Below are 13,232 nucleotides of genomic sequence, written 5' to 3'. Positions count from 1 at the left end.
TCATCCTTTTTAATCAGTGACGGCCGAAAACAGGACGTTTACGGTCAAATGTCCAGCCGGGGATCAGGTATTGCATCGGGCCTGCGTCATTGCGGGCACCGCCGAGAAGCGTTTTATACGCCTCATGCGCTTTCTGAACCTGGTCCCAGTCAAGCTCCCCGCCAAGCCCTGGCGCGTCCGGTACGGCAATCTTGCCGTCTTTTATTTGCAGTGGATTTTTCGTCAGGCGACAATCGCCTTCCTGCCAAATCCAGTGGGTATCAATGGCGGTCGGCGTGCCCGGCGCAGCTGCGCCAACGTGGGTAAACATCGCCAGTGAAATATCAAAATGGTTATTGGAATGGCAACCCCAGGTTAAGCCCCAGTCATCGCAAAGCTGCGCTACGCGTACCGCGCCGGAAAGCGTCCAGAAGTGCGGGTCGGCCAGCGGAATATCAACTGCATTAAGCATTACCGCGTGACCCATTTCACGCCAGTTGGTCGCGATCATGTTGGTGGCGACAGGCAGGCCCGTTGCGCGGCGGAATTCGGCCATCACCTCACGTCCGGAGAAGCCCTGCTCCGCGCCGCATGGATCTTCGGCATAGGTCAGCACATCGTTTAGCCCTTTGCATAAGCTAATCGCTTCATCCAGCAGCCATGCGCCGTTAGGATCGACAGTGATTCTCGCCTGTGGAAAACGTTTTTTCAGCGCGCGAACCGTTTCAATTTCCTGCTCGCCTGGCAGCACGCCGCCTTTCAGTTTGAAGTCTTTGAAACCGTAGCGATCCTGTGAAGCTTCCGCCAGGCGCACCACCGCATCGCTGTTCAGCGCTTCCTGATGGCGCAGGTGATACCAGTCATGATTGCCCTGCGTTTTCTCCAGATAAGGTAAATCGGTTTTGGTGCGGTCGCCGACGTAGAATAGATAGCCGAGCACCGTTACCGCATCGCGCTGTTTTCCCGGCCCGAGCAGCTCACAGACCGGTACGTTGAGCGTTTTACCCAGCAGATCCAGCAGCGCCGCTTCAAGCGCGGCCACCGCATTAACCCGCAGTTCGAAAGTCCACGCGCCTTTGCCGAAGGTGTCGAAATCGGCGGCCTGATTGCCTTTATGGACGCGCTGCACCACCTGATTCAGACGTGCGACTTCCTGACCCACCACCAGTGGAATGGCATCGGTCAGCGTTTTCAGGATCACTTCTCCGCCGGGCGCTTCGCCTACGCCAGTGTTGCCAGCGTTATCCGTCAGCACCACAATGTTACGGGTAAAGTAAGCGTTATGCGCGCCGCCGATATTCAGCAGCATGCTGTCATGACCGGCCACCGGGATGACCTTCATGTCGGTTACAACAGGGCTTGATTGCGTTGTCATGGTTATCTCCCCGTGACGGGTTTCAGTTCGACACGTTTAATATCGCCGACCAGCACCAGATAGCTCAGTACCGCCACCAGCGCATGAACACCGACATAAATCAGCGCACCGTTAAAGGAGCCGGTGGTACCAACGATATAACCAATTGCGATAGGCGTGACGATACCGGAGATGTTGCCGAACATATTAAACAGACCGCCGGAGAGACCGCTGATTTCTTTCGGTGCCGTATCCGCCATCACCGCCCAGCCCAGCGCGCCAATACCTTTACCGAAGAACGCCATCGCCATAAAGCCGATAATCATCCACTCGGTTTCAACGTAGTTACAGAACACCATCACCATCGACAGCAACATGCCGAGCACAATCGGCGTCTTACGCGCGATATTAAGTGAACCGGTACGACGCATCAGCCAGTCGGAAATAATGCCGCCGAGCACCCCACCAACAAAGCCGCAGATTGCCGGTACTGAGGCCACGAAACCCGCCTTGAGGATCGACATACCGCGCGCCTGCACCAGATACACCGGGAACCAGGTAATAAAGAAATAGGTTAAGGCGTTAATGCAGTATTGCCCGAGATAAACGCCGATCATCATCCGCGAACCGATCAGTTGCTTAATCTGTCCCCACTTGACGCTCATCGGCACTTTCTGCTGACTGCTCTTCTGATCCATATTGATCAGCGCGCCGCCTTCAGCAATGTACTCCAGCTCTTTTTTGTTCACGCCCGGATGCTGATTGGGTTCGTGGATCACCTTCAGCCAGATAAAGCTGATAATGATGCCCAGCCCGCCCATAAAGAAGAAGACGTGTGACCAGCCCACTTCATGCGTTAACCAGCCCATGATCGGCGCAAAGATCACGGTAGCGAAGTATTGCGCGGAGTTAAAAATGGCGACTGCCGTTCCCCTCTCCTGTGCCGGGAACCATGCCGCGACGATGCGACTGTTGCCAGGGAAGGAAGGAGACTCTGCCAGCCCGACCAGGAAGCGCAGGGTAAACAGCGCCACGATAATGCCGAAACCGCTGAAGATATCGACGAAGCCCTGCAACAGGGTAAACATCGACCAGATAAAAATGGACCAGAAATAGACCCGTTTTGAACCAAAACGGTCAAGCAGCCAGCCGCCAGGAATTTGCCCGATGACATAGGCCCAGGAAAAGGCGGAGAAAACGTATCCCATACCCACCGGATCAAGCCCGATGTCTTTCGCCATTTCGGACCCGGCGATGGAGAGAGTGGCACGGTCGCCGTAGTTAAACGAGGTGACGATAAACAGCATCACCACTATCCAGTAGCGAGCGTTAGTCCGCTTTTCAGCAGCGCTCACCGTATTGCTTAATGAACTCATTGTTGTACTCCTGAATCATAGCCTGTCGCTACGTTCATTCTGAACAGCACAACCGTAGGGTAATCAGAATGACGTGTTCGTGTTTTCGCAGTTTTTATTACTAAGGGTCGTTATCGCCCGGGTTACTGCGTCTTTTTTGACTAGCCAGGAAAGTATATGAAGAGCGTGCCAGCCTCTCACCGTGCAAGAGCACAGCATTCATCAGGGTTCAGACGGGGTTTTATGGCTTTAGCACAACGCAGTGGGCGGTACTTCACGGAAATGAAAATCGACCGTATAAAGGAGCTTGTAGAGAAGCAGGGGCTTTCAGGAGTGTGAAACAGGTCTCTTGACGCCGTGAAAATGCCCGGCAAAAACCCTTATATTTAAAGGGAATTACGGGCATTTGCCTGAAGCTAACACGATTCAGCGAGAATAAAATTACATCGGGTCGTTTTTCAGACTGGCTAGTGGTTGTTAAGGAAGACGCCCTCCATGTAGGGGGAGGGCTACTCCTCTATTTCAGCAAAGCACCCCATTGCTCCACCCACGGGCTGGAGATGGTTTCCGGTTCGGGATCTTCGCTGGCGTCAATCATCAGCACGTCACCGATGCGCTGCGCGCCCTGTTCCTGGAGCAACTGGTCAAACTTTTTGCCGCCGCCGCAGAAGTGCGAGTAGGTACTGTCGCCAAGCGCGATAACGCCGTAACGCAGGCCTGGCTGATGGCCAAGCTTGTCGTGGATGCCCTGGTACAACGGCACAATGCTGTCCGGCAGATCGCCCTGCCCGGTCGTGGAGGTCACCACCAGTGCATAACCGTCCTGATAAGGTTGCCAGTCTGACAACTGCGGATCTTCAAATACCCGCGCACTGTGCCCCTGCTCGTTAAGGATTGCTTCCGCCTCCTCCGCCACCAGCAGTGCATTACCGTACATGGTGCCGACAAAAATCCCAATATTCGCCATTGTTAACTCCTTGATTAACCGTCTGCATTATCCTGGTCGGTCTCAGACGGAAACTCAACCCTTTCGTTATCGGGGAGAAGCGTACGCCAGCCAAAATGGGTAAGCGCATCCATCCACACCGGGTCCAGTCCGGCGCGTAGCACCAGCGGCTCGCCGGTGAAAGGATGGGCCAGGGTAAGCTGGCTGGCATGGAGCATCAGACGCTGACAGCCAAAATGCTCCGCGGCGCTGCGATTCTGGCGCAGATCGCCATGTTTACTGTCGCCGATAATTGGATGACGCAGATGGGCAAGATGACGACGCAACTGGTGCTTACGCCCGGTTTCCGGCTCCAGCTCGACCAGCGAATAACGCGTGGTGGGATAACGCCCCGTGGCGACCGGCATTTCCGTTGTTGCCAGTCCCCGATAGCGGGTAACCGCAGGTTGCGCCTCCCGGTTCTCACGGGCAAATTTATCGGCAATTTTATCCAGCTCTTCAATCAGCGGGTAATCCAGCACCGCCGCTTCCGTCAGCCAGCCGCGCACGATGGCATGATACCGTTTCTGGATTTGATGCTGCTCAAACTGCTGGGCCAGCCGTCGCCCGGCCTCGCTGGACAGCCCCATCAGCAGTACGCCAGACGTGGGCCTGTCGAGACGATGCGCGGTATAGACATGCTGTCCAATCTGATCGCGCACCGTTTGCATCACAACCACTTTTTCGTCGCGATCGAGCCAGCTCCGGTGTACCAGCCAGCCGGAAGGCTTATTCACGGCCACCAGCCACTCGTCCTGATAAATAATCTCCAGCATCAGGCGTTATCGTCGGCAAAAAACGCGTCCAGCCGCTGTAGCTCCAGCACCACGTCATCACGCGAGGGATGACTGGTATCGAGCGCAATCTCATAATAGGGCGCAACGGCAAAACTCTGCGGCAGCGGCTGGCCGCTGTCCAGCAACGCGTGCATACGTGGGATAAGCACCCATTGTAGCCACTCAAGCGGCTCCAGCGTATCCATACAAAAAGGTTGTGTACTTTCAAAAACGCTGGCCTGCGGCGGGGTTGTCTGCCAGTGGTCATGTTTACGCAGTAGCGCTTCGATAATATTCAGTTGTTCACGCACGCTGTCGTGGAGTGTCATGGTAACCTCACAGGCTCTGGGATTTTCTGGCGCGAAGCATAGCACCAGTTGCCAGGAAACAAAAAAAGGGGGCACTGTCAGACAGTGCCCCCGGTTCGTTTCGCAGCAATCCAGCTACTTTTTATGATGCTCCCTGCTCATCCATGACAACTTTTCCTGTTGGTCTCCTGACCGGTTCATCCTTAAACAATGCGTCCTGCTCACACCACCCCGATGCGATAACACTTATCCTTAAGTGCGTTCCTGATCTTCCTGACCCACCGATCATCCCGTTCGGTTCACATTCTCCTTCCTGGAGGTGTCCTTGCTATGCGTCCTGCATATCCCTTAACTTCATCCTGAAGCCTTCCCTGAAGCACCTTCCTGGTGTGTCCCTTGAAGCGTCATCATCCTGATGTTCACTTCTTTTTGTGACTCCCTGTCGACGGACATAGAATCGTCTATTCCACCGAGTCTTACAACTAGTCTTAAGCAAATGTCTTAAGAAAAGTTTTACTTAAAAATCGTATTAGAAAAATTATCTCTTTGATTAATATTAAATTAATCAAAATTAAATCGCGCAGTGGAATAAGATACTCTCTACGATCTCTCACAGGCTGTGTGAGAGATCTCCTACAAAACGATCAGGTCAATGGATTACAGCACCGGCTCCAGTTGATTAAGAAAGTCCACAAGCGAGGCGGCAAGAACGCGGCGTTTAGTGGTACCAAGTGTCTCCTTTAGCACCTCACCGCGCAGATTACAGACAGAAATAACGTCCAGTTCACTGTCCAGCGTGGCAATAAACAGCGTTGGAGAAAGTTTGAGGCGTTTCTGCGTCACCAGATGGCCGATGAGATTCTCCTGAACGCGACGAAAATCATCCGCACTCCACGTTTGCAACAGCGTTAACGTTTCTGCACCAAAACGCGCCTGCATATCACCTGCATATTGCGCTGTATAAAAAATGTGTGCTGCGGGTTGAATCACAATATCCAGCGCGCGTTCAACGGCGTTGAGATTTTGTTCGCCCTCAAAAGGTTGCGGTTGCCACAGCACTATCTGGTCGGTAGACGAGACAATGCACGGCGAAGGCACACCGTAAAGCGCTTCACTCTGTGGCCAGCTGGTATGCTCACGTCGCCATGCATCACAATAACGTTGGGTAAACGCCTTCAGCGCTTGTGCAGTTTGTGGGTCCACTGATTTCTCTCTTTACGTCGGCCAGGATACACTTGCCCCATAGTGTACCTGCTTTATAACGGTGAAACATGTCTTCCTATGAAAACCATCAGGCGCTTTCTGGCCTGACGCTTGGTAAAACAACCAGTTACCGCGATATCTACGATGCGTCGTTATTACAGGGCGTGCCAAGAAGTCTGAATCGCGATCCGCTGGGCCTGCATGCAGACAGTCTGCCCTTTCATGGCGCAGACATCTGGACGCTGTACGAAATCTCCTGGTTGAATGCCAAAGGCCTGCCACAGGTGGCCGTCGGTCAGGTGGAACTCGACTATGCCAGTGTTAACCTGGTGGAATCCAAAAGCTTTAAGCTCTATCTCAATAGCTTTAACCAAACCCGCTTTGCCAGCCGGGACGACGTTCACGCCACGCTGGAGCGCGATCTGAGCGCCTGTGCGCAGGGCAGCGTGCGCGTTACGCTGTATTCGCTTGACGAGCTTGAGGGCCAGCCCATTGCCCGCTTCAACGGCGTGTGCATCGACCAGCAGGATATTGAAATTGATAACTACCAGTTCGATGCCGACTCCCTTTCCGGTGCCGCCCGCGGTAGCGTGGTGGAGGAATCGCTGGTCAGCCACCTGCTGAAATCCAACTGCCTGATCACCCACCAGCCCGACTGGGGTTCAGTACAAATTCAGTACCGCGGCCCGGCCATCGACCGGGAAAAACTGCTGCGCTATCTGGTTTCGTTTCGCCATCATAACGAGTTTCACGAACAGTGCGTGGAGCGCATCTTTAACGATATTCAACGCTTCTGCCAGCCAGAAACGCTGAGCGTCTACGCGCGCTATACGCGCCGGGGCGGGCTGGATATCAACCCCTGGCGCAGCAATACTGATTTCAAACCAGCCACTGGCAGGCTGGTACGTCAGTAACTATTTTGTTGATAACGGCGATATTGCCCCATTGCGGGTTGTGAAAACCGGTCTGCGGGGGCTATTGTAATTTCAGGGAGCGGCGATTTTCGCCCCATAAGGAGTTCACTTGATTACACATGTAAGCCCCCTTGGCTCAATGGATATGTTGTCGCAGCTGGAAGTCGATATGCTTAAGCGCACCGCCAGCAGCGACCTGTATCAACTGTTTCGTAACTGTTCACTTGCCGTTCTAAACTCAGGGAGTCTCACCGATAACAGTAAAGAGTTGTTGTCACGCTTTGAGAATTTCGATATCAACGTTCTGCGCCGCGAGCGCGGCGTTAAGCTTGAGTTAATCAACCCGCCAGAAGACGCGTTTGTTGATGGGCAAATTATCCGCTCATTGCAGGCCAACCTGTTTGCCGTGTTGCGCGATATTCTCTTCGTGTATGGTCAGATCCACAACACCGTCCGCTATCCCGATCTCGACCTTGAAAGTTCGGCCCATATTACCAACCTGGTCTTTTCCATTCTGCGTAACGCCCGGGCGCTGCACGTTGGCGAAGCGCCGAGTATGGTGGTGTGCTGGGGCGGTCACTCCATCAATGAAAAAGAATATCTGTATGCACGGCGCGTCGGCACTCAACTGGGGTTGCGCGAGCTGAACATTTGTACCGGCTGCGGTCCGGGTGCGATGGAAGCGCCGATGAAAGGCGCGGCGGTCGGCCACGCTCAGCAGCGCTACAAAGACGGGCGATTTATCGGCATGACCGAGCCGTCGATTATTGCCGCTGAGCCGCCTAACCCGCTGGTCAATGAACTGATCATCATGCCCGATATCGAAAAACGCCTCGAAGCGTTTGTGCGTATTGCCCACGGGATTATTATTTTCCCCGGCGGCGTGGGAACGGCGGAAGAGTTGCTGTACCTGCTGGGTATTCTGATGAACCCGGCCAACAAAGAGCAGGTCCTGCCGCTGATCCTCACCGGGCCGAAAGAGAGCGCTGACTACTTCCGCGTGCTGGATGAGTTTATCGTCAGCACGCTGGGTGAAGCGGCCCGTCGCCATTATCAGATAATCATTGATGACGCCGCCGAAGTGGCGCGGCAGATGAAAAAAGCGATGCCGCTGGTGAAAGAGTGCCGTCGTGAAACCGGCGATGCCTACAGTTTTAACTGGTCCATTCGTATTGCGCCGGATCTGCAACTGCCCTTTGAGCCGTCGCATGAGAACATGGCCAACCTGAAACTGTATCCGGACCAGCCGGTTGACGTACTGGCAGCCGACCTGCGCCGCGCCTTCTCCGGTATTGTGGCGGGCAATGTGAAAGAGGTGGGTATCCGCGCCATTGAGAAGTACGGTCCCTATAAGATCCACGGCGACAGCGAGATGATGCGCCGGATGGATGACCTGCTTCAGGGCTTTGTTGCTCAGCATCGTATGAAACTTCCCGGCTCCGCCTACATTCCCTGCTACGAAATCTGCAAATGATCCGTAAGGGCGACTCACACGTCGCCCTTATCTATTGCCGTTTTATTATCCCGACTTAACCGTTTGCTTCCGGCAAATAGCGGTGATTAATTTGATTTAATTATGTTATTCCCCATCAAAAGACTGTTAGAAGCACATTTTACAGTGTAAATAACGTTACTTTATTCTCCCTCTTCATAATCCATTCTGCGGATGCTAGCCTTTTCGCCCATAAACTCTACATGGGTAAAAAATGACAGATTAATGGTCTAAATAACCACACATAAGAAGTAGATTATTGTAATTGCGATCGGGATCACTGATGCATTGATAACATAAATGTATCTTTCGCCGCGAAAATAGTTACGGCAAAAAATTATAAAAAATCGCTAACCTAACGAACTTCATACTACACATACCCAATTTTGCATTGAATTTGACCAGTACAGTGAATTTTAGCTTCCTCAGGAGAAACAGATGGAAACCACTCAAACCAGCACCATTACCTCTGTCAAAGCGCAGAGTACATGGCGTAAAACCGACACCATGTGGATGCTGGGCCTTTATGGCACGGCGATTGGCGCGGGCGTATTGTTCCTGCCAATCAACGCAGGCGTTGGCGGGATGATCCCGCTGATTATCATGGCTATCCTTGCCTTCCCAATGACCTTTTTTGCGCACCGTGGCCTGACCCGTTTCGTGCTGTCCGGTAAAAACCCCGGCGAAGATATTACAGAAGTGGTTGAAGAACATTTCGGTATTGGCGCAGGTAAACTGATTACCCTGCTCTACTTCTTCGCCATCTACCCCATCCTGCTGGTTTATAGCGTGGCAATCACTAACACTGTTGAAAGCTTTATGACGCACCAGTTGATGATGACCCCGCCACCGCGTGCAATCTTGTCGCTGATCCTGATTGTCGGCATGATGACCATCGTGCGCTTCGGCGAGCAGATGATTGTTAAGGCAATGAGCATTCTGGTGTTCCCGTTCGTCTTTGCCCTGATGCTGCTGGCGCTGTACCTGATCCCGCAGTGGAGCGGCGCAGCGTTTGAAACCCTTTCATTCAATACAGCCGCCTCTACCGGCAACGGTCTGTGGATGACCCTGTGGCTGGCGATCCCGGTGATGGTCTTCTCCTTTAACCACTCGCCGATCATCTCCTCCTTTGCGGTGGCAAAACGTGAAGAATATGGCGTGGACGCGGAGAAAAAATGCTCCCGCATTCTGGCGTTCGCCCACATCATGATGGTGCTGACGGTCATGTTCTTTGTGTTCAGTTGCGTGCTGAGCCTCTCCCCGGCGGACCTGGCGGAAGCGAAAGCACAGAACATTTCGATTCTGTCTTACCTGGCGAACCACTTTAACGCTCCGCTGATTGCCTGGATGGCCCCGATCATCGCGATGATTGCTATCACCAAATCCTTCCTCGGCCACTACCTTGGCGCGCGTGAAGGCTTTAACGGCATGGTCATCAAAACCCTGCGCGGCAAAGGCAAATCTATCGAAATCAACAAGCTGAACCGCATTACTGCGCTGTTTATGCTGGTAACGACCTGGATTGTGGCAACGCTGAACCCGAGCATCCTCGGCATGATCGAAACGCTGGGCGGCCCGATTATTGCGATGATCCTGTTCCTGATGCCGATGTATGCCATTCAGAAAGTCCCGGCGATGCGTAAATACAGCGGCCATATCAGCAACGCGTTTGTAGTGCTGATGGGGCTTATCGCCATGTCGGCGATTTTCTACTCCCTGTTCAGTTAACTCCCCCCGCGCCATCTGCGGATGGCGCGCTTTACGATCTCATTGGACGCATCATGATTAGCGTTTTCGATATTTTCAAAATCGGCATTGGCCCTTCCAGCTCGCACACCGTCGGCCCAATGAAAGCGGGCAAACAGTTTACCGACGATCTGATTGCCCAGGGGCTGCTGTTCGATGTGACCCGCGTGGTGGTGGATGTGTATGGCTCCCTTTCCCTGACCGGTAAAGGCCACCATACCGACATCGCCATTATTATGGGCCTGGCGGGTAATCTGCCGGACAGCGTGGACATCGCCGCCATTCCGGGCTTTATTCAGGATGTAAATACGCACGGACGTCTGCTGCTGGCCAACGGTCAGCATGAAGTGGAATTTCCGGTCGATCATTGCATGAATTTCCATGCCGACAACCTTTCTCTGCATGAGAACGGTATGCGCATTACGGCGCTGGCAGGCGAGAAAGCCGTTTACAGCCAGACGTATTATTCTATCGGCGGCGGGTTTATTGTGGATGAAGCGCACTTCGGCCTCTCTACCGACGCGCCCGTTAGCGTGCCGTATCCGTATAAAACCGCCGCCGATCTCCAGCAGCACTGCCGCGACAGTGGTCTGTCCCTCTCCGGTCTGATGATGCAGAACGAACTGGCGCTGCACAGTAAAGAAGAACTGGAGCAGCACTTCAATAATGTATGGGACGTAATGCGCGGCGGAATCGAGCATGGCAGCGTTACCGAAGGCGTACTGCCGGGTAAGTTGCGGGTTCCGCGCCGCGCCGCCGCCTTACGCAGAATGCTGGTTAGCCAGGATAAAACCACCAGCGATCCGATGGCGGTGGTGGACTGGATCAATATGTTTGCGCTGGCAGTGAACGAAGAAAACGCGGCCGGTGGCCGGGTAGTGACGGCTCCGACCAACGGTGCATGCGGCATCGTTCCGGCGGTGCTGGCCTACTACGACAAATTCATCCGCGAAGTGAACGCTAACTCGCTGGCCCGTTATCTGTTGGTGACCAGTGCGATTGGCTCGCTGTATAAGATGAATGCCTCTATTTCCGGCGCAGAGGTCGGTTGTCAGGGGGAAGTCGGCGTGGCCTGCTCAATGGCGGCAGCGGGCCTGACCGAGCTGTTAGGCGGCAGTCCCGGCCAGGTGTGTATTGCGGCGGAAATTGGCATGGAGCACAATCTCGGCCTGACCTGCGACCCGGTTGCCGGCCAGGTACAGGTGCCGTGTATCGAACGTAACGCTATCGCCGCCGTTAAAGCGGTGAACGCTGCGCGTATGGCGCTGCGCCGTACCAGCGAGCCGCGCGTCTGCCTTGATAAAGTCATTGAGACGATGTACGAAACCGGTAAGGACATGAACGCCAAGTACCGTGAAACGTCGCGCGGTGGGCTGGCCATGAAAATTGTGACCTGCGATTAATCTCTGCACATAATGCCGGATGGCGCTGCGCTTATCCGGCCTACACATTACCGTGCCAGTCACCCAACCATAACGCAGGCCTGTGCAAGCGCAGCGCCGCCAGGCAAAACGCGCCCCGGCCTACACATTACCGTGTCAGTCATCCCACCAGAACGTAGGCCTGTGCAAGCGCAGCGCCGCCAGGCAAAACGCGCCCCGGCCTACACATTGCCGTGTCAGTCATCCCACCATAACGTAGGCCTGCGCAAGCGCAGCGCCGCCAGGCAAAACGCGCCCCGGCCTACACATTACCGTGCCAGTCACCCCACCATAACGTAGGCCTGCGCAAGCGCAGCGCCGCCAGGCAAAACGCGTACCCGGCCTACACATTGCCGTGTCAGTCATCCCACCAGAACGTAGGCCTGCGCAAGCGCAGCGCCGCCAGGCAAAACGCGTACCCGGCCTACACATTACCGTGTCAGTCATCCCACCAGAACGTAGGCCTGTGCAAGCGCAGCGCCGCCAGGCAAAACGCGCCCCGGCTCATTTTTTGCGAGGCCTCTTCCTGATTTCCCCTCGTTTTATAGCCTCCCCTTGCCTTGCGATGTTACCCTTACGCCAGGTTTCAAAGGAGGATACCCATGGCCGTTCATTTACTCATTATCGATGCGTTGAATTTGATTCGCCGTATTCACGCAGTACAGGGATCGCCATGCGTGGAAGCCTGCCAGCATGCACTGGAGCAGTTGATTGTTCACAGCCAGCCGACGCACGCGGTAGCAGTATTTGATGATGAAGCGCGTAACACCAGCTGGCGTCACCAGACGTTGCCGGATTACAAGGCTGGCCGGGCACCGATGCCCGACGATTTGCGTAATGAAATGGCCGCGCTGCGCGCGGCGTTTGCCCGTAGCGGCGTACGTAGCTGGGAATGCGCGGGCAACGAAGCCGACGATCTCGCCGCCACGCTGGCAGTCAAAGTGGCACGGGCAGGGCATCAGGCCACTATCGTTTCCACGGACAAAGGCTACTGTCAGTTGCTCTCGCCAACCATACGCATTCGGGATTACTTCCAGAAACGCTGGCTGGACGCGCCGTTTATTGCCCAGGAGTTCGGCGTCACGCCACAGCAGTTACCCGATTACTGGGGGCTTGCTGGTATCAGCAGTTCAAAAGTGCCAGGCGTGGCTGGAATAGGCGCGAAAAGCGCCACACAATTACTGACTGATTTTACGTCGCTGGAAGACATTTACGCGCGCCTTGATGAGGTACCGCAAAAGTGGCGTAAGAAACTGGAAGAAAGCCGCGAGATGGCGTTTATCTGCCGGGATATCGCGCGGCTACGTTCAGATTTGCAGATTGACGGAAATTTACAGCAGCTTCGTCTGCGCAGGTGAATGGTTTGATGTTGACGGATAGCAACATTCCCCCTCACCCCAGCCCTCTCCCTCAGGGAGAGGGAGAAAGGCAGGTCCGGAGCACACATTAATTTCGTGCCACCGACGGTCCCCTTTCCTTCAGGGAGAGGAAGAAAAGCAGGTCCGGAGCACACATTAATTTCTTGCCACCGACGGCCCCCTTTCCTTCAGAGAGAGGAAGAAAGGCAGGTCCGGAGCACACATTAATTTCGTGCCATCAACGGTTCCCTTTCCTTCAGGGAGAGGAAGAAAAGCAGGTGCGGAACACACACTCATTTCGTGCCACCGACGGTTCCCTCTCCCTCAGGGCGAGAGAAAAA

At 54.4% G+C, this 13,232-nt stretch carries 11 protein-coding genes; 5 read left to right on the top strand and 6 right to left on the bottom strand.

Annotated features, from left to right (window positions below; translation table 11 throughout):
* Window positions 1-13 precede the first annotated feature (13 nt).
* The 6 genes from CHU32_RS06245 to syd form a co-directional block, all read right to left on the bottom strand.
* Entirely contained in the window at window positions 14-1,354 is a 1,341-nt protein-coding gene (locus CHU32_RS06245) for an enolase C-terminal domain-like protein (RefSeq protein WP_103750806.1), read from the bottom strand.
* 2 nt (window positions 1,355-1,356) lie between these two features.
* Window positions 1,357-2,709: a galactarate/glucarate/glycerate transporter GudP gene (gudP, locus tag CHU32_RS06240; protein WP_103675216.1), complete on the bottom strand. Its 1,353-nt coding sequence runs from the start codon at window positions 2,707-2,709 to the stop codon at window positions 1,357-1,359.
* Window positions 2,710-3,205: 496 nt separating this feature from the next.
* Complete coding sequence (locus CHU32_RS06235) at window positions 3,206-3,655, bottom strand: flavodoxin (protein ID WP_103675215.1); 450 nt, start codon at window positions 3,653-3,655, stop codon at window positions 3,206-3,208.
* Window positions 3,656-3,669: 14 nt separating this feature from the next.
* Window positions 3,670-4,449, bottom strand: a complete 780-nt coding sequence (gene truC / locus CHU32_RS06230) for a tRNA pseudouridine(65) synthase TruC (RefSeq protein WP_103675214.1) — start codon at window positions 4,447-4,449, stop codon at window positions 3,670-3,672.
* Window positions 4,449-4,778: a YqcC family protein gene (locus tag CHU32_RS06225; RefSeq protein ID WP_103675213.1), complete on the bottom strand. Its 330-nt coding sequence runs from the start codon at window positions 4,776-4,778 to the stop codon at window positions 4,449-4,451. Before CHU32_RS06225 ends, truC begins: the two co-directional genes overlap by 1 nt.
* A 636-nt stretch (window positions 4,779-5,414) precedes the next feature.
* Window positions 5,415-5,960 carry a SecY-interacting protein gene (gene syd / locus CHU32_RS06220; RefSeq protein WP_103675212.1) on the bottom strand — a complete coding sequence of 182 codons (546 nt, stop codon included), beginning with the start codon at window positions 5,958-5,960 and terminating at the stop codon, window positions 5,415-5,417.
* A 68-nt stretch (window positions 5,961-6,028) separates the two neighbouring features.
* Here syd and queF point away from each other — a divergent pair, with 68 nt between their 5' ends.
* The 5 genes from queF (at window position 6,029) to xni (ending at window position 12,891) form a co-directional block, all read left to right on the top strand.
* Window positions 6,029-6,874: an NADPH-dependent 7-cyano-7-deazaguanine reductase QueF gene (gene queF / locus CHU32_RS06215; protein WP_103675211.1), complete on the top strand. Its 846-nt coding sequence runs from the start codon at window positions 6,029-6,031 to the stop codon at window positions 6,872-6,874.
* Window positions 6,875-6,983: 109 nt separating this feature from the next.
* A complete protein-coding gene (gene ppnN, locus CHU32_RS06210; RefSeq protein WP_103675210.1) occupies window positions 6,984-8,348 on the top strand; it encodes a nucleotide 5'-monophosphate nucleosidase PpnN in 1,365 nt (454 codons plus the stop codon).
* 456 nt (window positions 8,349-8,804) lie between these two features.
* Complete coding sequence (locus CHU32_RS06205; RefSeq protein ID WP_103675209.1) at window positions 8,805-10,094, top strand: HAAAP family serine/threonine permease; 1,290 nt, start codon at window positions 8,805-8,807, stop codon at window positions 10,092-10,094.
* A 53-nt stretch (window positions 10,095-10,147) separates the two neighbouring features.
* Window positions 10,148-11,515, top strand: coding sequence for an L-serine ammonia-lyase (locus tag CHU32_RS06200; protein ID WP_103675208.1), 1,368 nt, complete (start codon window positions 10,148-10,150; stop codon window positions 11,513-11,515).
* A 620-nt stretch (window positions 11,516-12,135) separates the two neighbouring features.
* Window positions 12,136-12,891: a flap endonuclease Xni gene (gene xni / locus CHU32_RS06195; RefSeq protein WP_103675207.1), complete on the top strand. Its 756-nt coding sequence runs from the start codon at window positions 12,136-12,138 to the stop codon at window positions 12,889-12,891.
* Window positions 12,892-13,232: the final 341 nt, after the last annotated feature.

This window comes from Superficieibacter electus, from assembly GCF_002915575.1.
In the GTDB taxonomy this organism is placed as follows: domain Bacteria; phylum Pseudomonadota; class Gammaproteobacteria; order Enterobacterales; family Enterobacteriaceae; genus Superficieibacter; species Superficieibacter electus.
The sequence above is the reverse complement of the archived record's forward strand: the minus strand, read 5'-3'. Positions and strand labels throughout refer to the sequence as shown.